Source organism: Bacillus sp. ISL-18, from assembly GCF_018613415.1.
Taxonomy (GTDB): Bacteria; Bacillota; Bacilli; order Bacillales; family Cytobacillaceae; genus Neobacillus.
Genome location: NZ_JAGGQG010000033.1, coordinates 21,628 through 46,991 on the forward strand (window position 1 = coordinate 21,628; position 25,364 = coordinate 46,991).

The window sequence follows — 25,364 nt, forward strand, 5'->3', positions numbered from 1 at the left end:
CAACCAACAGGTTCTTTAACTTAGTCTTAATTTAAACAGGTTATAATTTGTTCGTTTTTCTTTGTTACTTTAAGATTCGTTTATTTTTCCTTTAGTTCATCTAAGATTGGGTAGAGCTCTTCCAAATGCATAATTTCGTAAGTTGGAATTACTTCATTGCGCTCTTTGTCATGACGGTTAATCCAAACTGTTTTGATCCCGGCGCGATTGGCTCCTAATACGTCGGTCATTAGATTATCCCCTACCATTAGAACTTCATCTTTTTGTAATTCCATTAGAGAAAGAGCATGCTCAAATATCGATGGATCAGGCTTTCCTCTCCCAAAATCACCTGAAATGACAATCTGGTCAAAATATGGAACAAGCTCCGGTGTAATCTCTAATTTCGTATTTTGCAGTTCCGGTGATCCGTTTGTTAAAAGTAGAAGCTGGTAGTTACCTTTTAAAGAATCGAGTATTTCAAACGTTTCTTCGTATACAAACGGGCTCTTTCTCCGCTCCTCAGGAAATCGCTCTGCTAACACAGAACCAAAATCAGGGTTATCAATTCCCATTTTCTTCAAACCACCTGTCCAAGCATCCTTTCTGTAGCCTGGAACGGTTACCTTCATTTTTTTGAAATCCTCTAGATTTTCATCCGAAAAATTGCCCCATAATCCTTCAAATGGATTGATCCCTATCATTTGTGTAAATGGGTAAAAATCATAGGAAGAATACAGTTCTTTTGCAGCTTCACGAACCGATTGTTCTAGTTGTTCGGCATTGATTCCATAACGTTCTTCTGCCACCTTACATGTAGATGCAAAAGCTTCCTTCACACTCTTTTGATCCCAAAGAAGTGTGTCATCTAAATCAAAAAATATTGCTTTTATCATTTTGAAACTCCTCTAGTAGATTTTTTTATAGTTTACCATTTTACGAGTTAAAAACAAAATATTTCTTCAATTCCGGGTAAAAGAAAACGGTATGTGAAGCACGGCTTCACATACCGTTTTCTCGTTTAAGAAACTACTGAGATCACCTTGTTTTTACTAGAAAAATCTTGCAAGGCAGGGTTAATGATTTCATTATGACCCACGACCAATAAATGGGCATCAGCATTTTTAGAAACGATAATGACCCCATCCATAATTTGTGTTTGGCTTCCCACCACGGCATTTTCAATCCAAACATTCTCTCCAATAATGGTCTGAGGCAAGATAACGGCATTTTTGATTCGCGCTCCTTTTCCTACTTTTACACCACTAAACAAAACTGAATTTTCAATGGTTCCATATATTTCACAGCCGTCGCTTACAATGCTTTGATGCATCTTGGCACGCACATCAAAGTATAACGGGGGTTCATCATAATGGGCAGTCTGAATTCTCCAATCAGGGTTTTGCAAAAAAATATTTTTTTCACCTGATAATAAATCCAAGTTTGCTTCCCAATAACTATGAACGGTGCCTACATCCTTCCAATAATAATGATAATAATATGCATACAGCTGTAAGTGATCACTTAACATGGAAGGAATAATATCCTTACCAAAATCTCGATTACTAAATTCCTTTAGTTCTTCACGCAGCAAATATTCTTTTAATATCGGCCATTTAAAAATATAGACGCCCATAGATGCTAGATTAGATGTCGGGTTTTTAGGCTTTTCTTCAAAGCTGGTTATTTTATAAGTCAACGGATCCGTCTTCATCAGCCCAAAACGATTAGCTTCCGCCCAGGGAACCTCCACTACGGCTATCGTACAATCTGCGTTTGTCTCCATATGCTGCTCCAGCATAATAGAATAATCCATTTTGTAGATTTGATCGCCAGACAAAACGAGAACATGCTCTGGATTGGATTGTTCAATAAACTCAATATTTTGAAAGACAGCATGTGCAGTTCCCTCATACCATTCTACACCGGAGTCACTTCGCTGGTAGGGTGGAAGAATGGTCAACCCTCCATAAGGGTTGTAATGATTCCCATAATGACAACGGCCAAGATGAGCATGCAGCTCGAATGGTCTATATTGTGTCAAAATCCCAACCGTTTCTACCCCGGAATTCCAGCAATTACTTAGAGCAAAGTCAATGATCCGGTACTTCCCGCCAAAAGGCACAGCAGGTTTAACTAATGTTTTGGTAAGCAGATTTAGTCTTGTTCCTTTTCCACCAGCCAGCAGTAATGCAATCCACTTTTGTTTTTTCATCGTCTACCTCCTGCTCTTCATTTTTTCAAACTTTAGTTCGTGTAAGGTAATTTTCGTTCTACTTATACTTTTATTATCTCCGATTTTTTCCATTTTTCCGTTGAAGCTGTTACAGCTTTGTGAAGAAGTCAGGCTTTTTTATCGACAGAAAAAAAGCGGTACCACAAGAAACTGACTAGTATTGTCAGATTTTCAGATATAAGTAAAGGACATGTCATTTATAAAATCATTTATTTGACAAACTCTTTTTTCAATGATATATTTATCTTGAATTAAAGATAAATAGTTTTGAGATAAATATTCATGATAATCCTAAAACTTATTAGAGTGGATTATCACTAGGAGAGAATCATAAATAGAAAAGGAGCGTTTATAGATGAACCATTTAAAAGGTATTCACCATGTAACAGCGATTACGAGCAGTGCCGAAAAAAATTATCAATTTTTTACTCATATTTTAGGGATGCGCCTTGTAAAGAAAACGGTCAACCAAGATGATATCCAAACCTACCACCTATTTTTTGCGGATGATCAGGGAAGCCCTGGAACTGATATGACCTTTTTCGATTTTCCTGGTATTCCAAAAGGTAAACATGGCACGAATGAGATTTATAAAACATCCTTCCGGGTACCAAGTGATGCTGCACTAGAATATTGGGTCAAGCGATTTGACCGCTTAGAAGTCAATCATACTGGCATTAAAGAACAATTTGGGGTAAAGACATTGTCATTCGTTGATTTCGATGATCAACACTATCAATTGATTTCTGATGAGATGAATGAAGGAGTTGCTCCCGGGACTCCATGGCAAAAAGGACCTATCCCATTGGAATTTGCGATTACAGGACTAGGACCTATTTTTGTGCGGGTAGCTAACTTTGATTATTTTAAAGAAATGATGGAAAAAGTCCTTATGTTCAAAGAAATAGCCCATGAAGGCTCATTTCATCTATTTGAAGTTGGTGAAGGCGGAAATGGAGCGCAGGTTGTGGTCGAATATAATGCAATTCTTCCACCCGCACAGCAAGGATTCGGAACTGTTCATCATGCAGCTTTCCGTGTAGAAGACCGGTCTGTATTAGATGAATGGATTAACCGAATGGAAGGTTTCGGTTTCCAAACTTCTGGTTTCGTCGACCGTTTCTTCTTTGCTTCCTTGTATGTACGTGTTGCTTCGCAAATTCTATTCGAGTTTGCCACTGACGGTCCAGGATTTATGGGTGATGAACCTTATGAAACTCTTGGTGAAAAGCTTTCTTTGCCGCCATTCCTTGAACCAAAACGTGAACAAATTGAAAGTTATGTCCGCCCTATTAATACAGTAAGAAGCACGATAGAATTCATTAAAGAATAGATAGTAAAAGGCAGTGATTATTTAAAAAATCACTGCCTTTAAAATTTAATTTACCTTCTTAGGGCCCTTCCAGTACATTTCACGGAGACGATATTTTTGCAGTTTACCTGTCGCTGTTTTTGGTAACGCTTCCACAAATTCAACTGTTTTAGGTGCTTTAAAGTGGGCCATGTTGGCACGGCAGAACTCAATAATTCCTTCTTCTGTTACGGCTGCATCAGGTTTTAAAACAATAATGGCCTTTGGTACCTCGCCCCATTTTTCATCTGGTATCGCAATTACTGCCGTTTCTAAAACTGATGGATGCTTATACAACACACCTTCTACTTCTGTGGAAGAAATATTCTCTCCACCAGAAATAATCAAATCCTTCGCACGGTCTTGGATTTCAATGTATCCATCTGGATGCGTGACTGCCAAATCCCCGGTATGAAACCAGCCATCTCTTATCGCTGCAGCTGTATTTTGAGGGTCTTTGTAATACCCCGACATGACGACATTGCCGCGGGTGACAATTTCACCTAACTCTCTTCCATTCCAGGCCACTTCTTCACCGTCCTGACGAACGACCTTTGTTTCGCCATTAAAGGCAAGTTCAATCCCTTGTCTTGCTTTAATCGTCGCCTGATCATCAGCAGATTTTGTATCAAACTCTTGTTTCCATTCACAGTAAAGAATAAATGGGGAAGTTTCTGTCAGACCGTAAACATGAATCATCTTCAGTCCTAGTATCTCCTGTGCCTTTTGAATAAGAGCTGCTGCTGGTGGTGCACCGGCTGTCGCCATCCGCGGATGGGTTTTCACTTTTATATCCTTCGCTTTTGGTTCGTTTACTAACATATTAATCACAGTTGGAGCACCGCAAAGTAATGAAATCTTTTTGGTTTCAAACAGATTCAGGATTAATGGTGGATCTACCTTGCGCAAGCAAACATGGGTCCCACCTGCAGCAGTAATCGCCCAGACTCCTCCCCAGCCATTTGCATGAAACATTGGCAATGTGTGAAGATAAACATCATCATGGTTTACGCCCAGGTGGTACATGAAATTAGCAGCATTCAAATAATTACTACGGTGGGTAAGCATGACACCCTTCGGATGAGAAGTGGTCCCACTAGTGTAATTTAATGTAAGCAACTGATTTTCATCAACCTCAACCACAGGAAAATCGGCTTTTTCCACGGCATGCTGAAGAATATCCTCATAGTCTATTCCATTTAAAGTCGATTCTTGTCCAGGTACACGCACAATAATTATTTGATCCAAAGCTAGTTTTTCAACTATTTCCTCAATTGGTTTAGTAAACTCCTCATCGACGATTAACATCTTCGCATCACTATGCTTGATAATATACTCTAAATCTTTTGCTGATAACCGGTAATTCAAGGGGACCATTACCGCACCAAGCTGACAAATCCCATAAAAACATTCCAACATGTAATGGGTGTTAGGCAGCATAACAGCTACGTGCTCTCCTTCCCGTATACCTGCATGGTGCAGAGCAGTTGAAAGCTGATCGACTCGTTGTCCAAATTCTGTGTATGTAAATTCTTTCTCACCATCAATAACTGCTGTCTTTTTCGGATAATACTTGATTGCTCTCCGTTTCCAATCAAGTGGCGTTAGTGGTGAAAACATCTTATCCACTCCTTTTTATAATTTGGATATTCATTTAATAATTCATTGTATTCCTCAAAAATATTTCAAAAAAACATATGCCTGTAAAGCATATGTTTTAAGTTGGGACGATGTTATTTAATAGAGCTTTTGACTGGATAAAATACTTCTTTTAAGGCCAAGCCTGATTTTTCAAGGGCAGCCTTTCCAAGTCCTATGACGGAAGCCATGCTCATGAAACCATGAATTGTTCCATCATAACGCACTAACTCTACCTTTACGCCAGCATCCTCCAGCTTTTTCGCATAAAGTTCCCCTTCGTCTCGGAGCGGATCGCATTCGGCTGTAATAACAAGAGCTGGTGGAAGTCCGCTGACATTTTTATATAAAATTGGTGCTAAAAGTGGATTACCCTTGTCCTCTTCTTCCCCGTTCGAATAACAGTCAAGGAACCATTCCATTGTTCCTCTAGTTAAAAAATAACCTTCTGCATTTTCGAGCATAGACGGAGTTGGTTCACCCCAAATGTTTGTTGCAGGATAAAGTAGTAGTTGGAAACAAATTGCCGGGGTCTGTTTGTCCTGAGCCAAATTTGAGATAACAGCTGCAAGATTACCCCCCGCACTATCCCCGCCCACAGCAATTCGCTCTGGGTCCACTTGAAACTCATCCGCATGTTCAGACACATATTCTACTGCCGCGTAGCAATCATAAACGGCAGCTGGAAATTTATGTTCAGGTGCTAATCGATAATCAACAGAAATCGTTACACAATTTGCAAGATTTGTTAATGCCCTGCAGATATTATCATGTGAGTCAATATTGCCGACCACCCATCCACCGCCGTGGTAATAAATAAGTGCAGGATATCTTGTTTGAGCCTCTTGTGGATAATAGATTCGGACAGGAATTTCACCTTCGGGACCTGGGATTTTCCGGTCTTCCACTTTTCCTACCGGCTCGATCTCCCCCTGGGGAAGCTGAAAAGCTTTCCTAGCCAACTCAGGTGTTAACGTTTCTAATGGCGGTGTACCTAAAGAAGCTAAGTAATCTAGTAACATTTTCGTTTGTGGATCAAGAGACATCAGTTCGCCCTCTTTCACGTGGAATAATCTTACATTTATTACTTCGCTATTAAGTTTAAATATCCTTCTGTACTTAGCAATCGCTTTCATTTTTATTTCCTCTACAAAAAAGAACTAATCTCAATTCAAAGATTAGCTCTGTAATCGTCGTATTCTAAGTTATTTCACTGGTAGACCTTTAGTCATTACAACACGTGCCTTCTTCGTTTAAATGACCAGACTTATTGATTTTGGTCTTCAAATACTTCTCGTTGTATTCTGAAATATCTCCCCATAACGATTCCCTGCCCGAAACCTCTAAACCAGCATTCTTTAATGCTTTTAGCTTTTTAGGATTGTTCGTGATTAATGAAACTGGTTTAGCGCGCAATGCTTTAAGGACGAGAATAGCATCTCCATAATTTCTAGAATCATCGACAAAGCCAAGGGCCTCATTGGCCTCAACTGTATCATAGCCATTCTCCTGCAAAATATAAGCCATGGCTTTGCTAAAAAGACCGATTCCTCTTCCTTCATGGTTCGCTAAGTAAAATAATGCCCCCGTTCCGTGGTCAGAGATCATTTTCATGGATTGCTTTAATTGGAAACCACAATCACATCGCTTACTTCCAAAAATATCTCCTGTATGGCAAATGGAATGAAACCGGATAATGGCATCGTCTCCATATTCAAAATCCCCATAGGCTAAAACACTTGATTGCTGGAATTCCGCTAAGTTTACCGATGATAATTTATCAATAATTCGTTGAAAATCTTCTGTTACTTCATCACAATTTAGCCAGCAATACCATTTAAACACAACCGTTTCACCATACAAATTCACGGGCAGACGGATAGGACCAACTAAATAAATAGCCCCTTTATCTGTTTTAATTAACTGAATTTTGTCTTCCAAAACAGAAATTACTTTAGCATCGAGTGTTTGCTTCAAATTTAAGCACTCCTTTTTAGCATAGTGTTTAACTACTGCCCCATTGGCATTCTTGGAAGATTTCTCTAGAAGGTGATGGTGTCAGGCACCATTTTCACTATAGTCACCTTTTTTTCTGCGTTTAGGCTTTTGTCCCAAACATGGACAGTCTTTGGTACGTAAATTGGTAAAAGAAGAGTGGGTCAGGCGAGAAAATGTTCTATTGTAAATTATCGTACTCTCTTTTCTAGCTTGTAAGGAGGGCAATATAATGAGTGATTTTTCATCTGAAGAAAGCGAAAGTAAGTCAGCAGATGTAAGACGGGGCGGCTTTGGTGACTTTATGTTTAGGCCCCTCTTTGATCATCATGAATCCTCATCCAGTGATAGCAGTTCAAGCGATCACAGATCTTCCGAATCACCTTCGGATATCCAAATGAGTCCATCTAGAGAACATCCAAGAAACTGTGGAAAATCAAAATGGCAGAACTCAGATCACGGCAATACCCAAACGAAAATTTGTTGGGCGGATGGAAACATGTGGGAGTTCCGAAAGAGAAGAAGACCTAGATGAGCTGTAACGAATAAAAACGGGAAAAGATATAATAAACCTTTCCCGTTTTTATTATGACTTAATTCATTTATTCTTTTTCAGGAATCAAACAGTTCCCATCTGCACAGCTGACATCCTGTTCAGTTGAGAGATCCTGAAACACTGGTTTAGGTGCTTCTTCCTCCCAAACCTTTTGTAAGGCACCCTTAAATGTCTCAAGCGGCTGTGCACCAGATATTGCATACTTTGAGTTAATAACAAAATACGGTACCCCGCCAATCTGGTATTGCTGGGCTACTGCCTCATCTGCACGAACTTCATTGGCAAATACAGTTTTATCCTGAAGAACATTTAACACTTCTTTGCGGTCCAACCCTGAGGTTTCCGCAAGGTCTGCTAATGTATCAAGATCCCCGATATTCTTTCCCTCTGTGAAGTAAGCCTGTAACAATTTTTCAGATACTTCAGCCGCTTTTCCTTTAGTTTCAGCAAACTTTGCTAGACGATGGGCATCAAATGTATTAGTAGGCTTCATTTCATCAAATTGATACGATAAACCTACCGTTGCGGCCTGTTGTCCAACATTCTGGTTAGCTTGTTTTGCCTGTTCCACACTCATCCGATACTTTTTGGCAAGTACGTCATGAATGCTTTCCCCCTTGTACGGTGGGGAATTTGGGTCAAGTTCAAATGCTTTAAATTCTACTTCTACCTCATCTTTATGTGGAAATTGTTCTAACGCCAGCTCTAAACGGCGTTTTCCAATATAACAAAACGGACATACATAATCTGACCAAACTTCAATTTTCATGTCTACACCTCGATTTTCATTGGTTATGTACATCGTATCATAAAGAATGTAAAAACCGATACAAAGTGCTCATCCTGTGTATATTATGAATCGTTCCCATGGATATTTCCTTTAGTTTCTTTGACTAGCCGGCAATACAGGTCGTAAAATCTCAGGGATAAGGGAAAAATCAAACATAAATAGTGAATAGTTGGCAATAATAACCTCGATAACCTTGAGAGGATGGGATGTTTGATGTCGTTAGAATGGTTTGACAGAGTAAGTGCTGAATTGCAGGATCACCTAGAGTCTATTTGTGAAGAATATGATCAAGTTGGTCAAATGACAATTGAAAGAGCTGCCAAACATCCAAGGATTGAGTTCTTTGTGGAGACAGCAGATGTAGACACAGAAGAACTTGACCGTGAATATTTCTGCACCCTTTTCTTTGATCCGCAGAATGAAGAGTTTTACGTCGATAGCTTCGATGTTGACAGTGGACACACGGCGAAAATCATCCTTTCAGATATTGAGGAGATTATCGATGAAGTGCATGCTAGTCTTCATGACTACATAAATGGAGATGACCATTATACAGATGATGGGGTCTACCTTCAGTCAGAGGAAGAATCTGATGAAGAAGACTGCGAGGCTGCTGAAGACGACATGGACGAAGAATATTATCAAGCAGAACAAGTTAATGAAGATGATATTTTTGAGGAAATTGAAGTTGACTGGTCCACGCCTGAAGTGACGGCTTTCAAGCACGAGGACGAAGTGGAAGTAACCTATCAGTTTGGGGTTGTTCAGGAAACAGGTGATGGTGTGCTAAAACGGATTAACCGAATATGGACCACTGAAGATGAATTGATCAGAGACGAATCCCACTTTATTTTTAGCAAAGAAGAAGCGGCCACGATTATCGCCATGATTGCCAGCCACATGGACCAATTAAGCGAGTTTGACTTTTAATTAAATAACCTAAAACGCATGGTATTTTACCATGCGTTCTTTTAATTGATTAACAATATAGAAAGGGCTTGAGGTGGCCGAGTCTGAATAATGGCCTTCCACCTTCTTGAGTTTAATCAATTGTATAGTCAATTTGAATCAGTTCCCAGGCAGTGATGATTCCTAAGGGAACTTCCTCTATTTTCCCATTTTCAGTAATAATCACGCCTTCGATTTTGCGTTTCTTTTTATGGGCCTTTTCAAAAATGTTTTCTATTTCGAAGATATTTATATCTTTGGCGACAATCTCAATAGAATGCTCCTTTTCGAAATCCATGACATCTGAAACCTTAATAGTTGATAGGTTCACCATACCATTTTCCATATTTTGCGCCATCCATTTCATGATGGTGCCAGCAGTCAACAGACCGATACATTTTTTATTATGATAGATTGGAAATTTTGAATAACCTTACTCCTTACTAGCATCAGTCACCTTTAAAATGCTGTCCTGATAATCAAAGTAAATCACCCTATTTGTGGCAATACTCATGGCATAATTCGGCTGGCTTAAAACATTGGCTATTTTTTCAATGTGGTGTACAACCTTGGCATTGGGCTCCGCGATATAAAAGCCAACCTCCATTTTTTCATGGACAATGCATTTCTCAGCCTCGCATATTGCTCTAAATCTTTTTTAAACGTATCGATAATTTGATATTTTTTGGCCCCGACTTTCACTAACACTACGAATCTCTCATCATTTATCTGAACAATATCCCTTAAGGCCTCATGAACCTGATTGAAGGCTACCTCAAAACGCTCCGACAAAAGTTGTCCCTGCTTTTTATTCATAATCCCATTCTCCCATATACTAAAGCTTCTTTGATTCATATACCTTTTAATTTTATAGTAAATTCAACACTCGAAATTTTCAAGAAACTTCTGATTCCATTTTTGCTTTATCATTTCAATCTCTTCTTTATGACTGATCCCCTCATCATCAGGAGTCTCTAAAATCAACGGGATTCCTGCCAGTACAGATGCCCCAACAAGTTCTTTCAACTGATCCGCATTAATATAGCCAATACTGCTGTTAAATATATTGGCATGACGGTCCTTTTTGGAACCGGTTGGATACTTAGAATTATTCAAGTGAATGACCTTTAATTGCTCCCAATAACCTAAGCTCTCGCCTTTCGCAATCAACTCTTCTGTGTTTTCCCCATTCCAAAGACCACTTGCAAAGGCATGACAAGTGTCCAGGCAAAAACCAATTTTTTCAGGATAGCCACATAAGTTTCGAATCTGAACGAGTTCTTCAAGGGTTGTTCCGAGTGCACCCTTTGTACCAGCATTATTTTCTAAGAGAATTAGAGAGCTTCCGTTCCACTGACTAAGTACACTGTTGAGTATATCTAACATCAAATGATAACTGGCGAGGGGATCTGTTTTACTAATTTGACTGCCATAATGAACAACTACCCCAATCGAGCCGCAGGCATCTGCAATTTCTAAATCATTAAGAAGAGAGGCAATCGTTAGCTCTTGTTTGTCTATTACTGGAGTTAAGCTAGTAGAATAGGGTGTGTGGGCCACGGAATAAAGCTGATGTTCAAGACAAAAACTGCTGCAGTTTTTCGCATCTTCTCGATCGAACTCCTTGATAGACAAACTCCTTGGGTTTTTCGGAAAATATTGAAAAGCGGATGCCTGATTTGCAACTGCTCTTTCGGCTGCACCTGTATATCCATCTCTAATGCTGACATGACTACCGATTATCATGGAATCATCCCTTCTCCACCAAAGTGATAGAGGTTATTTTTTGTAGTCGCAGCTATTTCTATACAGCATGCTGGTTTTACTTCACGGAGAAAGTAAGGATTTTTATTCACACCTTTTCTCCTATCTATATGATAAAAATATTTCCTGTGGTAGAATTAGGTAAAAAGAAGATCGAAAATGTAGAAGAAAGAATTAAAATAAGTAGAAAATCCTAAGATAGGCTGCTATTTAACAGGCCTATCTTGAATTATTGATTTGCTAAAATGGTTACGAAGGTATCCTCAATTTTTTTTCCCTTTGTTTCATCCAGCATATTATTTAACAGGATAGAGAAAATTAGGACTTGCCCACTTTTCGTGTTCACATATCCAGATAAAGAAGTCACAGTTGAAATCGTTCCTGTCTTTGCTTTTACTCTTCCTGCCATACTAGGGTCTGTTAAGCGTTTCCTTAACGTACCACCGACCATTTTTTCTGGATTTCCAGCGACAGGAAGCGAATTCAAGTAGACAGGAAACCACTTTTCCTTCTGGACCGAAAATAATAGCTTAGAAAGTTGATTGGCCGGAATACTATCCACATGGGAGATCCCTGATCCATCTCTTATAACCATTATATTAGGATTTACTCCTAACTTAGCCACTTCCGATTTCATCACAGTTAATCCCTTATCCCAACTACCTTCACCTTTTTTTAATTTTCCCATTTCCTTGACCAATATTTCAGCATGAACATTATTGCTAAGTTTCATAAATGGGACAAGCAATTCCGACAACGGCATCGATTGATGTTTGGTTAACAGTTTTGCCTGTTCAGGGACTGTACCTGCTTTTATTTTTCCTGTTACCGTAATCCCATGTTCTGCTAACGCTTGTCTAAAAAGGGTTGCCGCAAAACGGGTTGGCTCCCAAACACCGATCCATTCTTTAGTTTCTTTGGCATTAAGTGGGAATGTCCCTTCAATGGTTACTGTGTTTTTTGAATGCTTCCGTTCAATCTTAATCTTTTTTTTGTCATCTTTAGCAACTGTTACAGCATGGTTAATTATTTTCACATAATTACTTTTTGGTGTAACCGTTATTTTTGTCTTCTCTCCTATCTTCGTTCCAGGTTTCACCTTTATCTTAATGGAACCTGAATCATAATCTTTTGTTGGCGAGACAGTTAGGGCAGAAATTTGGGCACCATAGTAGGCGGTTTCATCACTCCAAGGCATATCGAGTGAATAGCGAACATGATCGTAACGAGAATCATCCGCGACCAAATTTCCTTTAATTTTTTTTACACCGATTTTTTCAATCGCCATTGCCAAATTCCCAATATCATCCTTAAGCAGGGTGGGGTCACCATTTCCTTTTAAATAGAGATTCCCTTGAATGGTTTTCTCGATTTTCTTTGCATCTGTTTGTACTTCTGTGGAAAAAGTATAGTTTTCACCCAGAACCTTGAGAGCGGCTGCGGCTGTCAATAGTTTCATGTTAGAAGCAGGCCGCAGGCGGACATCTCCTTGGTAATCATATAGGATTGCGCCGTTTGCTGCAGATCTAACACTTATTCCAGCAATCGCCCCTTGTAAGGCCGGATCTTTCATGATGACCTCGTTCAGTTGAATAGTCATACTCTGTATACCGGTCATTGCTCTTACCTGTGTATAGGGTATTAAAGAAATAGTCATCGTTATGAAAATAATGACAATTCTTTTATCTATCTTAATCAAACTATTTTCCAGCCTTCCCTTTTCTTATCAGTGTTTCCCATCCTTTACAAATTATGATAAAAAACCCGGATCATAAAGACCCAGGTTCATTACTTTTTAATTTGATTCGTTAAAGTTATAATAAAATTTTGCTGTAATTGACCCATCATTGTTTTCTTTAATGTCAGTTACATGAATGCCAGAATCAGCTGGAGTTGCACTGTAGCCTTTCCAGAAGTAATAAGATCCAGTATGCACGTTTCCGGAAACAGGAGTAAGTTTGCTGCCTGTTTTAAAAAGTCTGCCGCATCTCCGCGGTTAACATTCTTTTCTAAATCATACTTACCATCTGCCTGAAGAACTGATAAACCGTAATGTGTAACAACCGTTCCATTGCTGGCTGTTTGTGATTGATTAAATTGGAAACGTTTGTTCATCCAATTCTCTACATTATTTGGACGGAAGCCGGCAGTTTGATAGAGTGGAAGCACATTTTCATCTACGTGCCATGCAATCAGCCCATGAGCATCGGCTCCTTCACGAATTAAACCTTTATTAAAGCCTTTTTGTTGAATATTTTCAAATAAGAAATACTCAGTACCGTTTGAACCAGGTACCTCCATTTTAACAATTCCATTCGTTGATTCGGCTGCATTCACTGGTGGTAATGTTATGGTTTGGATACCATCTGTTGGCTTAACCTCTTTAGGAGTAGCCCAGCCAAGGAAAATTTTTGAATATGGATCGAAATGGGTTGGCGAGTTACCAGAGTATGCTGCAGCATCAGGATACCTCATCCAAGAACCGCCTGCCATCATGGAGTAGTTTCCAACCCCCTCTGATGTATAGACCGTATCATAGAAATCCGGAAGGCCTAGGGCATGTCCAAATTCATGGGCAAACACACCAGCTTGTCCAGGGAATGGACCTGTTTTCGAAGCTTCATCATAGCCACCCGTTGTTTCATTATAACCTGCTACGTTTCCGCCGATTTCCGGCTGGATATTATAATTGTTAACTAGAACGCCATCTAATGTATGGTCTTTAATAAATTGAGCCTGCCAAGTACTCATTTCCGCTGAAGAAACTTTACCGTCTTTGTTTACATCCGGTGTAAAGTAACCTGTCTCATAATACTTTCCATAATATTGGGCACTTAACGCGTTCCACTTGTGTGACCAAATTTGCGCAGGGTCCCCACTGAATTCGGCACCTGTACCTTCATGAACAATAAATACATTTGGTACTTGTCCATTTACAGCATATTTCGAGTAATCTACTACACTATCAGCTGCTTTAAAAAGATCGGTCACAAGCTCGCCATTATGGGCATCACCATTAACGTTACCGTTAACATACTTTCCGCCTTCCGCATATGTCCCATCTTGGTCTAAGTAGTAGGATGCACCTTTAGGAAGTTCAACCCAAACTAGATCAGTATTATCCTTTTTTACTAGTTTCACTTTTCCATAACTGGATTCCTTGTAAATATTTTGCATCGTTCTATCGGTTGGAGCTTTTTCACCATTGAATTCTGCATACTTCTTAAATTCATCTAATTCATATGGATTATAATGATCACCAAAAATTAAATCTTCAAAATACTTCGCCGGGATTTGTCCAGGTACATCCCCCTTTGGCTCATCTCCCTCTTTAAATTTGGCTAAAATAACTAATACTGGGACATCTCCTGTTGTAGGCTGATTCGCCACATGATTGTCTCCAGCCTGTTGAAACTTTTCCCCTTGCTGGTTCGCTATTTTTTCAGCAGGGTCAACTTTTGATAAATCTTTGCCTAATTCCTTTGCCTTAGCTTGAAGCTAAGGTGATGCGCTTACATAGTGAGCGAGGCTTAATTCGTATGTATTTTTTAGTGCTGCTGCCTTTGTTGAAGAACCACTTGTTGGTACCCCGCTAAAAGCAACACACCCTGCTAACGCTAAAGCGAACGCAGATTGAGACAGAACCTTTAACATATTCAACACCCCTTTTTGTTGTAGAATTCAAATTTATCAGAATAGTTTATAAATAAAAAGTTACTATATTATCATTATTTAGATACCCGAAATGTAGGTCCTTATACTTAATCCCACCTCTTAGTGCCATTTTCCACCTTGTAATAAAAAAAGACCTAATTTAGGCCTTTTTTTCACTTTCAATATTAATAGTCCTCACCATATCGATATCGTTTATACTTAGCAGCATGACAAGCATCACAAGTTGGAAAGCTATGATCCCACGGCAGTTTTTTTCCACACGTTTTGCACTTTTTAACAAATTTTCTAATATCCGTTTTCAAACGGTCTTGCACCCGATCACTCACTTCTTCCCGCAATCGTTCCCAATAAATGGCTTCCGTCCGCTCCCCTAACCGGTACAAGAATAAAAGGTGCAACCCAATCGCTTTGTAACTTAATTCTAAGTCCTCTAGGCTTCGATCCTTTACAGTCGGTTCCGGCAGCTCCCTGCCTTGGATGAGGGCATACATGGTATCTTCCCATTGTCTCGTTAACACCTGTTCATTCTTTGAAAAAGGGAGGTGTAAAAATCCATAAAGATCCATTAATGAGAGACGCGCTTCCACCTCAGTCCCTGCAATGAGTTGATATAGTGACTTTTCTTCAGATAAAGAAGCTTTTTTCGTCCCATTAGGGCTTTCAAATTTATCCCAAAGATCAAAAAATGTTCCTAAGTCGTGATAATAGCGCTGAAAGCGTTCAAAGACTGAGTTAGTTGGGGCAATGGCAAAGGTATGAACCGGTTTATCCTCCTGTTCCAGTAAATTGCGCATTTTCTTAATATCACTCGTGAAAGCGACTTTTCCGACATCATAAATTCCTTTTCGACCAGCACGACCGGCAATTTGCTTCACTTCTTGTGAGGTTAACAGCCTTCTTCTAGTTCCATCAAACTTGTCATTTTCCAAAAAAACAATACGCCGAATTGGCAAGTTTAGACCCATTCCAATTGCATCGGTTGCAACAATTACCTTGGTCATTCCTGTATTAAACTGCTCAATTTGTTTTTTTCTCGTTTCCGGAGGCATGCTGCCGTAAATCATGCTGACAGAATGGCCGTCATTTTGCAGCCTAGAGGCCGTTTCCAGCACGCGTCTTCTTGAAAAACAGATTAAGGCATCGCCCTTTTTAACGTGTTTGATATTAAACTCTTTCTTTTCCACTTCTAAAGGGGTATCGCGGCTATATTCGTGAATTTCAATATTAGCATCTCCTAATAGCTGCAAAACCATCGTCCTGGCATTGCGGCTGCCAATGATATGGACCTCCTCTGCATTGGCTTTGGTAATCGCTTTATACCAAGCAAAACCTCGATCCTTGTCAGTTAACATTTGTGCTTCGTCAATAACTACAACCTCGTAATATGCTTTTTCGTGGAACATCTCGACAGTACTTGAGATATGCTCCGCACCAGCAACAATTTTTTCTTCTTCACCTGTTTTTAACGAACAAGCTATTCCTTCAGCATTTAATTTGTCGTAAACCTCAAGTGCTAATAAGCGAAGCGGGGCTAAATATAAACCGCTGGCTGCCTCTTTCATTTTTTCAAGGGCATGATGGGTTTTACCGGTGTTGGTTTCACCTATATGCAGTACATAGCGGACATTTCGTCTTAACGAAGGGTCGTACTCTTCCCCAAAGATATCCTGCATCATCCGATCTTCCGCTTCTTTTTTGCGCCTGAGTTCCTCCTCTTCAGCTTTTTTCTTTATTTCCCGCTCCTGATAATCCTTTTCAAAAATTTCACTATGAACATCCTCGTCAAAAGGGACTTCTGATAATTTTAGTAAATCTGCCAGGTATTCTTGCTGAATATCTTCAATAAAATAGCTCTCTACATCATATAAAGGCTGTGTGATGCTTCCCTTGACAAAGGATGCTGAAATTTCTTCATGAAAGGTTTCATAAAAATCTTTCTTAAGATCATTCGGCAGCTGTTCGAGTACTTTCTGGGGAATTAAATCGGACAGGTAGTCAGAAATTAAGCTTTCATAAATGAAAAAATAGGTTTGGTATTCATAAAAGCTCCTCCCCCAATGCAAGGTTTTATGAATATCGCCGGTTAGCTCTTCAAAAAAGGTGGCCACGGTTGTATAGGCAGACGGATTGAATGCCCCCTGATCAACCAGTTTTTCTTCAAGGGCAAAAGTATCAACCGATTGGAACTTTACATTATTTTTTATATCTGCATCCAGCTGTTTGGCTGTAAAGTATCGAACGTATAAATAAAACAGTTCGTATTGATCCTCCAAAATACCTACTGCAACATCCTCTATTTCCGTTTGTATTAAGCGCTTCTGTTCTTCGAGTTTTTTCTGTTCCTCCCGCTTCACGAAGTTCTTCTTGGCAACATAATACCGGTTAGTCCACTGTTCCTTTTGGCCTTCAAACTGTTCTCGAAGCCATTCCATGGCATCAAAGGGCAAATAGGTCCTCATTTCATCACGAAAAAGCTTATTTATAAGCTTACGATCAACACCCTGAACTTCAAACCCTTTTTCAGCTAAAAATTGCTTCTTTTCATTCTTTGGTACATCGTTTGTTACTTTGTTCAACCAGACATTTACCCATATTTGCTCACTATAGTGGCCACGGTCAGCTAAATATTGTTCAAATGTCGGCAAGAATTCTTGAGTTTCTAGATAGCGATTGATATCCTCATAAATTTTCACTTTTGTCTGTTCAATCGCTTGAGGGTATATATTGGTTAATTTATTCAAATCTCATCCCTCCAGGGAAAATTTGATTTTCCTTTTTTCTCGAAGTTATGTATAATGTGAGTATAGATTATCGTATAGTAAAAAAGACCGAGCATGACGATAAAATGGCTCGGTCATGCAATAGCTGCTTCCCTTTTCCGGGGATCGGCGTTACGGACCATAATCCACCGCTTCTGCTTGCCGGCTCAAGGGTGGATTATTTTTTTTTGTGGAAGGACAGAACCGTGACAATGAGACTAGCAAACGATAAGCTAAACATCAATGCCTGAAAAACTGTCAAAAAGCATCACCCCCTTTCTGTTAGGAGATGTGCCGTCCACCCTTGAGAATAACTATGCTATTGCATGTTCATTATAGCATTAATCAAAATATCGAACAAGTGTTCTTTAAATATTATGTTTATTACAATAATCATCAACTAATTCCTCAATTTTGTCCAGTTCTGGATATTTCCCCGTAAATTTAAATTGAATTTCCTCAATAAAACTCTCGCGATTATACACATGAATAGCCCCATTTTGTTGGATGATACTATACTCTGGTACAAATCGGTATCCGCCTCGTTCAATTGCCCCCATTAATAGACCCCTTTTTCATTTTTTATTATAGTATAATCGGAAAATGTGGAGATTATCATGTTTAGAAAAAGTTCCGTTTTGTGATTGGCTCATTTTAGAAGAGGATTGGCTCTTTTATTCGTTTTATGGCCGATTCTTTAACGACTTTGGCTCATTTTCATGTATTATTGGCTCATTTTTCGATAGTTTTGGCTATTTTTACATATTACTCCAAATTCAAATAAATAAAAAAAGAAAAGGATGCTCACATCCTTTTCCCAAGTTTATTTAGGCAGTTGTATAAACCTCTTCTTTGTTTAATTCATGGCGAATAGTTGCCTGTGCTGCAGCCAAGCGGGCAAGCGGTACACGGTATGGCGAGCAGCTGACATAGTCTAGACCAATTTTGAAACAGAAGTCAATCGAACTTTTCTCTCCGCCATGTTCGCCGCAAATCCCTGTTTTTAACGACGGCTTTGTCGCACGGCCAAGCTTCACACCTGTTTCAACTAATTTGCCAACCCCATCCTGATCAAGTACAGCAAATGGATTTTCTGGCAGTACTTTATTTTCAATATACGCCTGCAGGAATTTGCCTTCTGCATCATCCCGGCTATAACCAAATGTGGTCTGCGTTAAATCGTTGGTTCCAAAAGAAAAGAAATCAGCTTCCTCGGCAATTTGGTCTGCCGTTAAGGCGGCACGAGGAATTTCTATCATCGTACCGATTGTATAATGGAAATTCTTCCCGGTTTCTTGCTGAACTAGCTCTGCTGCTTCCATCACTAATTGGCGCATTTGTTTCAACTCGTTCACATGACCGACTAATGGGATCATGATTTCAGGCTGAACTTCCAAGCCTTTTTCAGCAAGTTGTGCAGCAGCATAAAAGATCGCTTTTGCCTGCATGTCATAAATTTCTGGATAAATCATCCCTAATCTGCAGCCGCGGTGTCCCAGCATTGGGTTAAATTCATCTAATTGACGAACCTTTTTAAGCAATTGCTCTTTCTTCTTTAATTCAGCTGATCGTGGATCCGTAATTTGAAGCTTAGTCACTTCTACTAACAGTTCCTCTTTATCTGGTAAAAACTCATGGAGCGGCGGATCTAGTAAACGAATGGTAACCGGGAAGCCTTGCATAGCTTCAAAAATCCCTTCAAAATCGCCTTGCTGCATTGGCAGCAGTTCGCTTAGGGCTTCCATTCTTTCAGCGTAATTATCAGCCAAAATCATTTTTTGGACAATTGGAATCCGCTTCAAATCCATGAACATATGCTCCGTACGGCATAATCCAATGCCGCCAGCGCCAAATTCAAAAGATTTCTTCGCATCTTCCGGAGTATCTGCATTCGCACGTACACCCATTTTCCGCTCTTGGTCAGCCCAAGCTAAAAGAAGTTGAAATTCATCAGAAAGTTCCGGGTCAATCATGGGAATTTCCCCAAGCATAATTTCTCCGGTGGAACCATCAATTGTTATTATATCACCATAATTTACCACTGTTTCACCAACAGTAAATTGTTTTGCTCTTACATCGATTTTTAACGCCTCACATCCACAAATACAAGCTTTTCCCATCCCCCGTGCTACAACAGCTGCATGGCTGGTCATTCCTCCACGGCTTGTTAAAATTGCTTGCGCAGCGACAATGCCATGAATATCGTCAGGAGTTGTTTCCGGCCTAACGAGGATGACTCTTTTCCCATCATTCCCTAAACTTTCCGCTTCATCAGCATCAAAAACTACCTGACCTGTTGCAGCACCCGGTGATGCTGGCAATCCTTTAGCTAAAATATTTTTTTGGAATTTGTCATCAATCCGGCGGTGGAGCAGTTGGTTCAACTGATCAGGGTCTACGCGCAGCAGGGCCGTCTTTTTATCAATAATGCCTTCTTGAACCATCTCTACGGCAATTCGAATCGCTGCTTGTGCCGTCCGTTTCCCATTCCGGGTTTGCAGGATGAAAAGCTTGCCGCGTTCTACCGTGAATTCGATATCTTGCATTTCCTGATAATGCTGTTCAAGAATTTTACATGTATCTGTAAATTGCTTATATACCCCAGGCATTTCGTCCTTTAATGTAACGATTGGCTGTGGTGTCCGAATACCCGCAACCACATCCTCTCCTTGGGCGTTTATTAAGTATTCACCGTATAAAACATGTTCGCCTGTTGAAGGATTTCGTGTAAAAGCAACTCCAGTCCCTGAATCATTACCCATATTGCCAAACACCATACTTTGAATATTAACTGCTGTTCCAAGGTGATCTGGGATTTTATTCAAGCGGCGGTAGACGATGGCGCGCTGATTGTTCCAAGAATTAAAGACAGCGTTAATCGCTAGAAAAAGCTGTTGTTTTGGGTCTTGAGGAAAATTTCTTCTCGTATGCTTTTTGACAATATCTTTATAGCCACTAATCACTTCCTGCCAATCTTCAGCAGACATTTCTGGATCAGTACTGTATCCTTTCTGTTCACGTGTTTCTTCTAAGAATTGCTCGAAGTAAAATGTATCAATTTCTAGGACTACATTACTAAACATCTGAATAAAGCGGCGGTAGGAATCATAAGCAAACCGAGGATTATTTGTTAATGCTGCTAAACCTGCTACGGTTTCATCATTCATTCCAAGGTTTAAGATCGTATCCATCATCCCTGGCATTGAAAAAACGGAGCCAGACCGTACTGACACTAGCAATGGGTTTTTAGGGTCGCCCAATTTTTTCCCCATTTTTTCTTCTAAGCGACTAAGTGCTTCCAGTGTTTGTTTTTCCACTTCAGCTGGAATGGTTTTACTAGCTTCATAGTAAGCATTACAGGCCTGGGTCGTTAGTGTAAAACCAAATGGCACTGGAAGGCCAATTCTAGTCATTTCGGCAAGATTTGCCCCTTTACCCCCAAGTAAGTCTCTCATATTACCTTGTCCCTCATGAAATAAGTAAACAAATTTCTCCATCTTTAAAAGCTCCTCTCTTTTTTTAGAACATCTAGTATTAACCCAGCAGTTTCTTCCACAGCTTTGTTGGATACATCAATAATCGGACATCCTACCCGCTTCATGATCTTTTCTGCATGATCAAGTTCCTTTAGTATTCTTTCGAAACTAGCATAGTTGGCCCTTGAGGCTAATCCTAACGCTCTTAGCCGTTCTTTACGGATTTCGTTTAGCTTATCGGGTGAAATAATAAGTCCAATGCAATTCTTTCTCGGAATTTGAAATAGTTCATCAGGCGGCTGCACTTCCGGGACGAGAGGCACATTGGCCACCTTAAACCGCTTGTGCGCCAAGTACATCGATAGTGGTGTTTTCGAAGTACGTGATACCCCAATCAGGACAATATCGGCTTTTAGTAGCCCCCTTGGGTCACGTCCATCATCGTACTTTACGGCAAACTCAATCGCTTCTATTTTTCGAAAGTATTCCTCATCAAGCTTCCTCATTAATCCTGGACGGTGATGCGGTTCTTTATTAAATTTGGTTTCGAATGCATTCATCAATGGACTTAGCAGATCCACTGCCATAATTCCTTCTTCGGCAGCACGACGATCTAAATACCCTTTTAAAGCTGGTATGACAATCGTATAAGCAATAATCGAGTTTGATTTTACGGCTAATAATAGGACGTCTTCAATATCTTCAAAATCTTCCACGTAAGAATTACGACGAATGTCCACCTGTCCCCCGTTAAATTGTGTAGCCACTGCCTTTACAACAAATCCGGCCGTTTCCCCAACTGAGTCGGAAACCACATAGACTACTTCTTTTTGTGCCAAAATGACAGCCACTCCTCCCTTAGTCTATTTTTTCATCCATCACTTCTAAATAGGCCCTTGTAATGGTTGTTTTTGTAATACGCCCCACCAGCAAATATGTATTCGTCTGTTCGTCAGATTTCCGCACAACTGGAAGCGAATCAATGTGATTTTGGATCATTTTTTTAGCTGCCTCAAGTAAGGTTTCTTCCGGATTTATGGTGATAATATTTGGCATTCTTGTCATAATGACGCTGACTGGTAACTCTGAGAGATTTTGGTTACCAAGTGATGCTCTGAGCAAATCCTTTCTAGAAATGACCCCAGCTAGAAGCCCTTCGGAATCTACCGCGTAAAGTGTACCAACATCCTCTAAAAATAATTGGACAATGGCATCGTATACGGAGGCTGATTTACCAACGACTATAGGGTGGGCTTTATAATTATTGACACTTTGATGCAGGACTCGTTCGGCTTGGCGCTTAACCCTAAATTTGTCATTATAAAAATAACCGACACGCGGTCTTGCATCGATATTTCCTGACATGGTTAAGATGGCTAGGTCAGGTCTTAACGCTGCCCTCGATAATGACAACTTTTCAGCAATCTCTTTTCCTGTGATTGGCCCGTTTTGTTTTACAATCTCGAGAATTTCGTCCTGACGCTTTGAAAGTTTTATCTTTACCACCCCCTTTATTCTATTATCATGTTATAATATGTGTAATCGATTTAAATGTGTTATACTTAATTTCATTTAGTATATAACATTTAAATATAAAGTGAAATAGTTATTTGCAAAAAAACTTGATAAAGCAACATAAAAAAGACACCAGCGATCTTAAAACATCGTTAGTGTCTTTTTATAAGAGTATGCATGTTATAACCCTACTAGGTATCTTTTAATTCTGACAACTCGGACAAAAGAAAGTTTTTCTAGAGGAGATAACCTCAATGACAATAGTTGTGCCACACCGATTGCATGGTTGTCCTTCGCGGTCATAAACCTGGCATTGGTTATTAACCCCACCAGTTAATGTGTCTCCTTTAAAGAGAGGGTTATCCATATAGCCGCCGTGCTTGATACCATCTTGAAGAACACTTTTCATGGAATCGTAGAGTTTGTTTCGATCTCCATTATTTATGTCATCAATATCCTTGGTCGGTTTGATCCCAGCCTGAAAGCAAATCTCCGCAGAGTAGCAATTCCCGATACCGGCAATAAATGATTGATCGAGTAAAGTGGTTTTTAAACGACCGTGTTTAGTACCTATTCTTTTTAAAAAGTCATTTACAGTAAATTCCGAATCTAATGGCTCTGGACCCAAGTCCGATAGCTTTTCCTCTGTTTGAGTTTGATTATATAGGTGTAAGTATCCTAACCGGAGACCGATAAAATAAAGATGGTTTTGTCCAAATGATAGTCGAACCTGAATCGTTCGTTTTGGTTTTTCTGATTCTGTCCCGAAAAACATCCATCCTCCCAACATTAAGTGTAATAATAGTGTTTGCTCATTTTCCAGCTGAAAAAGAAGATGTTTTCCTCGACGTTTGATATCCATGATTCTTTGTTGCTGAACTGTCTTTTTGAAGAGATCAGGATTGATATTGATGGATTTCTCACGGTTTATTTGTACATCTGTTATGAGCTGATTTACAATTTTGCCTGTTAACAGGTTTTTATAGTTTTCCATTTCCGGGAGCTCGGGCATGTTGGAATCCTCCCTTATTTCATTTTCTACTATCGTTCCCATTACACAGCAGAAAATAAAATTTATTTCTTTATCGATACAAAAAAACCCGAACAGCACTCTGTTCGGGTTGATTCATTCATATTTTAATGGGCCTAAATGGACTCGAACCATCGACCTCACGCTTATCAGGCGTGCGCTCTAACCAGCTGAGCTATAGGCCCGTTATTGGAGCGGGTGATGGGAATCGAACCCACTACATCAGCTTGGAAGGCTGAGGTTTTACCAGTAAACTACACCCGCAAAAGTTTAAAATACTAGATGGTACCGATGGTCGGGGTCGAACCGACACTCCTCACGGAACACGATTTTGAGTCGTGCGCGTCTGCCAATTCCGCCACATCGGCATGTATTAAAATCAAAGAAAATATCTGGCAGGGGCAGTAGGAATCGAACCCACACTGAAGGTTTTGGAGACCTTAGTTCTACCTTTAAACTATGCCCCTAAAATGGTGGAGGGGGACGGATTCGAACCGCCGAACCCTGAGGGAGCGGATTTACAGTCCGCCGCGTTTAGCCACTTCGCTACCCCTCCAAAGAATATAAAAATGGCGGAGGAAGAGGGATTCGAACCCCCGCGCGGTTTAACCCGCCTGTCGGTTTTCAAGACCGATCCCTTCAGCCGGACTTGGGTATTCCTCCATTTAAAAAACCATATTTATAATTATGGTAGCGGCGGAGGGGATCGAACCCCCGACCTTACGGGTATGAACCGTACGCTCTAGCCAGCTGAGCTACACCGCCATATTATCATTTTTTTAAAAAACATTGGTGGAGTCTAGGGGGATCGAACCCCTGACCTCCTGCGTGCAAAGCAGGCGCTCTCCCAGCTGAGCTAAGACCCCAATTTGTTTAAGATGTTTCATGGTCGGGAAGACAGGATTCGAACCTGCGACCCCTTGGTCCCAAACCAAGTGCTCTACCAAGCTGAGCTACTTCCCGAAACTTTTAGTTCTACTTATCGTAAAATTTAATATGGTGCCGAGGACCGGAATCGAACCGGTACGGTAGTCACCTACCGCAGGATTTTAAGTCCTGTGCGTCTGCCAGTTCCGCCACCCCGGCATATATGGAGCGGAAGACGGGATTCGAACCCGCGACCCCCACCTTGGCAAGGTGGTGTTCTACCACTGAACTACTTCCGCATTATGATAAATAATTTTTATGGTTTCAAAAAAACATTGGTGCGGGTGAAGGGAGTCGAACCCCCACGCCTTGCGGCGCCAGATCCTAAGTCTGGTGCGTCTGCCAATTCCGCCACACCCGCATAATTAAAATAACCTAATAGAAAAGGTGCCGGCGAGAGGACTTGAACCCCCAACCTACTGATTACAAGTCAGTTGCTCTACCAATTGAGCTACCCCGGCGTAAAGTAAGAGAAATATATTAATTTGAGGCACATTGTCCTTGTTACCGTCATCCTGACCTCAGAAAGATTATTCAAGCAGCAGCTCGGTCAGTATGCTGAAGTTTATTCAGGAAGCTTATTCGGTCGTGCTCTACCAATTGAGCTACCCCGGCAAGGTATATGGTGGAGGATGACGGGATCGAACCGCCGACCCTCTGCTTGTAAGGCAGATGCTCTCCCAGCTGAGCTAATCCTCCATAAAAAGCCTGGCAACGTCCTACTC

Annotated in this window: 21 protein-coding genes and 14 tRNA genes; 3 read left to right on the forward strand and 32 right to left on the reverse strand. The window is 40.3% G+C overall.

Annotation, left to right across the window (positions count from 1 at the left end; translation table 11 throughout):
* Positions 1-80: 80 nt before the first annotated feature.
* Both J7E81_RS29305 and J7E81_RS29310 read right to left on the reverse strand, forming a co-directional pair.
* The gene (locus J7E81_RS29305; protein ID WP_215047680.1) at positions 81-875 is read right to left on the reverse strand and encodes an HAD family hydrolase; all 795 of its coding nucleotides are present in this window, start codon (positions 873-875) and stop codon (positions 81-83) included.
* 125 nt (positions 876-1,000) lie between these two features.
* Entirely contained in the window at positions 1,001-2,194 is a 1,194-nt protein-coding gene (locus J7E81_RS29310; protein ID WP_215047681.1) for a glucose-1-phosphate adenylyltransferase, read from the reverse strand.
* Between the two features lie 376 nt (positions 2,195-2,570).
* Here J7E81_RS29310 and J7E81_RS29315 point away from each other — a divergent pair, with 376 nt between their 5' ends.
* The gene (locus J7E81_RS29315) at positions 2,571-3,548 is read left to right on the forward strand and encodes a ring-cleaving dioxygenase (RefSeq protein WP_215047682.1); all 978 of its coding nucleotides are present in this window, start codon (positions 2,571-2,573) and stop codon (positions 3,546-3,548) included.
* A gap of 45 nt (positions 3,549-3,593) precedes the next feature.
* Here J7E81_RS29315 and J7E81_RS29320 read toward each other — a convergent pair whose 3' ends face one another.
* The 3 genes from J7E81_RS29320 to J7E81_RS29330 all read right to left on the reverse strand — a co-directional run bounded on the left by J7E81_RS29320 (position 3,594) and on the right by J7E81_RS29330 (position 7,181).
* Positions 3,594-5,186 (reverse strand): long-chain-fatty-acid--CoA ligase, encoded by a 1,593-nt coding sequence (locus J7E81_RS29320; protein ID WP_215047683.1) that lies wholly within the window; start codon positions 5,184-5,186, stop codon positions 3,594-3,596.
* A 113-nt stretch (positions 5,187-5,299) separates the two neighbouring features.
* Positions 5,300-6,250 (reverse strand): alpha/beta hydrolase, encoded by a 951-nt coding sequence (locus tag J7E81_RS29325; protein ID WP_215047684.1) that lies wholly within the window; start codon positions 6,248-6,250, stop codon positions 5,300-5,302.
* Positions 6,251-6,428: 178 nt separating this feature from the next.
* Entirely contained in the window at positions 6,429-7,181 is a 753-nt protein-coding gene (locus tag J7E81_RS29330; protein WP_215047685.1) for a GTP cyclohydrolase II, read from the reverse strand.
* Between the two features lie 250 nt (positions 7,182-7,431).
* Here J7E81_RS29330 and J7E81_RS29335 point away from each other — a divergent pair, with 250 nt between their 5' ends.
* On the forward strand, positions 7,432-7,734 hold the full coding sequence (locus J7E81_RS29335) for a hypothetical protein (RefSeq protein WP_215047686.1): 303 nt from the start codon (positions 7,432-7,434) through the stop codon (positions 7,732-7,734).
* A 67-nt stretch (positions 7,735-7,801) separates the two neighbouring features.
* Here J7E81_RS29335 and J7E81_RS29340 read toward each other — a convergent pair whose 3' ends face one another.
* Positions 7,802-8,524, reverse strand: a complete 723-nt coding sequence (locus J7E81_RS29340; RefSeq protein WP_215047687.1) for a DsbA family oxidoreductase — start codon at positions 8,522-8,524, stop codon at positions 7,802-7,804.
* A 234-nt stretch (positions 8,525-8,758) separates the two neighbouring features.
* On the opposite strand from J7E81_RS29340, the gene J7E81_RS29345 reads away from it, so the two are divergent.
* The gene (locus J7E81_RS29345) at positions 8,759-9,475 is read left to right on the forward strand and encodes a hypothetical protein (protein ID WP_215047688.1); all 717 of its coding nucleotides are present in this window, start codon (positions 8,759-8,761) and stop codon (positions 9,473-9,475) included.
* 112 nt (positions 9,476-9,587) lie between these two features.
* Here J7E81_RS29345 and J7E81_RS30770 read toward each other — a convergent pair whose 3' ends face one another.
* The 26 genes from J7E81_RS30770 to J7E81_RS29470 form a co-directional block, all read right to left on the reverse strand.
* Positions 9,588-9,860 (reverse strand): hypothetical protein, encoded by a 273-nt coding sequence (locus J7E81_RS30770; RefSeq protein ID WP_251028964.1) that lies wholly within the window; start codon positions 9,858-9,860, stop codon positions 9,588-9,590.
* 176 nt (positions 9,861-10,036) lie between these two features.
* A complete protein-coding gene (locus J7E81_RS30775) occupies positions 10,037-10,309 on the reverse strand; it encodes a hypothetical protein (protein ID WP_251028965.1) in 273 nt (90 codons plus the stop codon).
* A gap of 63 nt (positions 10,310-10,372) precedes the next feature.
* Positions 10,373-11,239, reverse strand: coding sequence for a deoxyribonuclease IV (locus tag J7E81_RS29355; RefSeq protein WP_215047689.1), 867 nt, complete (start codon positions 11,237-11,239; stop codon positions 10,373-10,375).
* Between the two features lie 247 nt (positions 11,240-11,486).
* Positions 11,487-12,956 (reverse strand): D-alanyl-D-alanine carboxypeptidase/D-alanyl-D-alanine endopeptidase, encoded by a 1,470-nt coding sequence (dacB, locus tag J7E81_RS29360; RefSeq protein WP_251028966.1) that lies wholly within the window; start codon positions 12,954-12,956, stop codon positions 11,487-11,489.
* 167 nt (positions 12,957-13,123) lie between these two features.
* Entirely contained in the window at positions 13,124-14,647 is a 1,524-nt protein-coding gene (locus J7E81_RS29365; protein WP_308162307.1) for a M6 family metalloprotease domain-containing protein, read from the reverse strand.
* Positions 14,648-14,755: 108 nt separating this feature from the next.
* Positions 14,756-14,911, reverse strand: a complete 156-nt coding sequence (locus J7E81_RS29370) for a hypothetical protein (protein WP_215047690.1) — start codon at positions 14,909-14,911, stop codon at positions 14,756-14,758.
* 185 nt (positions 14,912-15,096) lie between these two features.
* A complete protein-coding gene (locus J7E81_RS29375; protein WP_215047691.1) occupies positions 15,097-17,673 on the reverse strand; it encodes a DEAD/DEAH box helicase in 2,577 nt (858 codons plus the stop codon).
* A 386-nt stretch (positions 17,674-18,059) separates the two neighbouring features.
* Complete coding sequence (locus J7E81_RS29380; protein ID WP_215047692.1) at positions 18,060-18,251, reverse strand: YbxH family protein; 192 nt, start codon at positions 18,249-18,251, stop codon at positions 18,060-18,062.
* A 267-nt stretch (positions 18,252-18,518) separates the two neighbouring features.
* Positions 18,519-21,188 (reverse strand): pyruvate, phosphate dikinase, encoded by a 2,670-nt coding sequence (ppdK, locus tag J7E81_RS29385; RefSeq protein ID WP_215047693.1) that lies wholly within the window; start codon positions 21,186-21,188, stop codon positions 18,519-18,521.
* A 2-nt stretch (positions 21,189-21,190) separates the two neighbouring features.
* Positions 21,191-22,006, reverse strand: a complete 816-nt coding sequence (locus J7E81_RS29390; protein ID WP_215047694.1) for a pyruvate, water dikinase regulatory protein — start codon at positions 22,004-22,006, stop codon at positions 21,191-21,193.
* 19 nt (positions 22,007-22,025) lie between these two features.
* Positions 22,026-22,682: a transcriptional regulator CcpN gene (ccpN, locus tag J7E81_RS29395; protein WP_308162309.1), complete on the reverse strand. Its 657-nt coding sequence runs from the start codon at positions 22,680-22,682 to the stop codon at positions 22,026-22,028.
* Positions 22,683-22,884: 202 nt separating this feature from the next.
* Positions 22,885-23,694, reverse strand: a complete 810-nt coding sequence (gene mutM / locus J7E81_RS29400) for a bifunctional DNA-formamidopyrimidine glycosylase/DNA-(apurinic or apyrimidinic site) lyase (RefSeq protein WP_215047696.1) — start codon at positions 23,692-23,694, stop codon at positions 22,885-22,887.
* 129 nt (positions 23,695-23,823) lie between these two features.
* A tRNA-Ile gene (locus J7E81_RS29405) sits at positions 23,824-23,897 on the reverse strand.
* 5 nt (positions 23,898-23,902) lie between these two features.
* Positions 23,903-23,976 (reverse strand) — tRNA-Gly (locus J7E81_RS29410).
* Positions 23,977-23,995: 19 nt separating this feature from the next.
* A tRNA-Leu gene (locus J7E81_RS29415) sits at positions 23,996-24,080 on the reverse strand.
* Between the two features lie 25 nt (positions 24,081-24,105).
* Positions 24,106-24,179, reverse strand: a tRNA-Trp gene (locus J7E81_RS29420).
* 4 nt (positions 24,180-24,183) lie between these two features.
* Positions 24,184-24,268 (reverse strand) — tRNA-Tyr (locus tag J7E81_RS29425).
* 14 nt (positions 24,269-24,282) lie between these two features.
* Positions 24,283-24,375 (reverse strand) — tRNA-Ser (locus J7E81_RS29430).
* 25 nt (positions 24,376-24,400) lie between these two features.
* A tRNA-Met gene (locus tag J7E81_RS29435) sits at positions 24,401-24,477 on the reverse strand.
* Positions 24,478-24,502: 25 nt separating this feature from the next.
* Positions 24,503-24,578 (reverse strand) — tRNA-Ala (locus tag J7E81_RS29440).
* Between the two features lie 20 nt (positions 24,579-24,598).
* A tRNA-Pro gene (locus tag J7E81_RS29445) sits at positions 24,599-24,675 on the reverse strand.
* 34 nt (positions 24,676-24,709) lie between these two features.
* Positions 24,710-24,798, reverse strand: a tRNA-Leu gene (locus J7E81_RS29450).
* A 5-nt stretch (positions 24,799-24,803) separates the two neighbouring features.
* Positions 24,804-24,878: transfer RNA gene (locus J7E81_RS29455), tRNA-Gly, on the reverse strand.
* 37 nt (positions 24,879-24,915) lie between these two features.
* Positions 24,916-25,000 (reverse strand) — tRNA-Leu (locus tag J7E81_RS29460).
* Positions 25,001-25,027: 27 nt separating this feature from the next.
* Positions 25,028-25,100, reverse strand: a tRNA-Thr gene (locus tag J7E81_RS29465).
* Positions 25,101-25,262: 162 nt separating this feature from the next.
* Positions 25,263-25,338: transfer RNA gene (locus J7E81_RS29470), tRNA-Val, on the reverse strand.
* Between the last annotated feature and the right edge of the window lie 26 nt (positions 25,339-25,364).

Bases quoted from the DNA above. Each gene is read 5' to 3' on its own strand.
- J7E81_RS29305 (WP_215047680.1), bottom strand. From the start codon at position 875: ATGATAAAAGCAATATTTTTTGATTTAGATGACACACTTCTTTGGGAT.
- J7E81_RS29310 (WP_215047681.1), bottom strand. From the start codon at position 2,194: ATGAAAAAACAAAAGTGGATTGCATTACTGCTGGCTGGTGGAAAAGGA.
- J7E81_RS29315 (WP_215047682.1), top strand. From the start codon at position 2,571: ATGAACCATTTAAAAGGTATTCACCATGTAACAGCGATTACGAGCAGT.
- J7E81_RS29320 (WP_215047683.1), bottom strand. From the start codon at position 5,186: ATGTTTTCACCACTAACGCCACTTGATTGGAAACGGAGAGCAATCAAG.
- J7E81_RS29325 (WP_215047684.1), bottom strand. From the start codon at position 6,250: ATGTCTCTTGATCCACAAACGAAAATGTTACTAGATTACTTAGCTTCT.
- J7E81_RS29335 (WP_215047686.1), top strand. From the start codon at position 7,432: ATGAGTGATTTTTCATCTGAAGAAAGCGAAAGTAAGTCAGCAGATGTA.
- J7E81_RS29340 (WP_215047687.1), bottom strand. From the start codon at position 8,524: ATGAAAATTGAAGTTTGGTCAGATTATGTATGTCCGTTTTGTTATATT.
- J7E81_RS29345 (WP_215047688.1), top strand. From the start codon at position 8,759: ATGTCGTTAGAATGGTTTGACAGAGTAAGTGCTGAATTGCAGGATCAC.
- J7E81_RS30770 (WP_251028964.1), bottom strand. From the start codon at position 9,860: ATGAAATGGATGGCGCAAAATATGGAAAATGGTATGGTGAACCTATCA.
- J7E81_RS30775 (WP_251028965.1), bottom strand. From the start codon at position 10,309: ATGAATAAAAAGCAGGGACAACTTTTGTCGGAGCGTTTTGAGGTAGCC.
- J7E81_RS29355 (WP_215047689.1), bottom strand. From the start codon at position 11,239: ATGATAATCGGTAGTCATGTCAGCATTAGAGATGGATATACAGGTGCA.
- J7E81_RS29370 (WP_215047690.1), bottom strand. From the start codon at position 14,911: ATGTTAAAGGTTCTGTCTCAATCTGCGTTCGCTTTAGCGTTAGCAGGG.
- J7E81_RS29380 (WP_215047692.1), bottom strand. From the start codon at position 18,251: ATGGGGGCAATTGAACGAGGCGGATACCGATTTGTACCAGAGTATAGT.
- ppdK (WP_215047693.1), bottom strand. From the start codon at position 21,188: ATGGAGAAATTTGTTTACTTATTTCATGAGGGACAAGGTAATATGAGA.
- mutM (WP_215047696.1), bottom strand. From the start codon at position 23,694: ATGCCCGAGCTCCCGGAAATGGAAAACTATAAAAACCTGTTAACAGGC.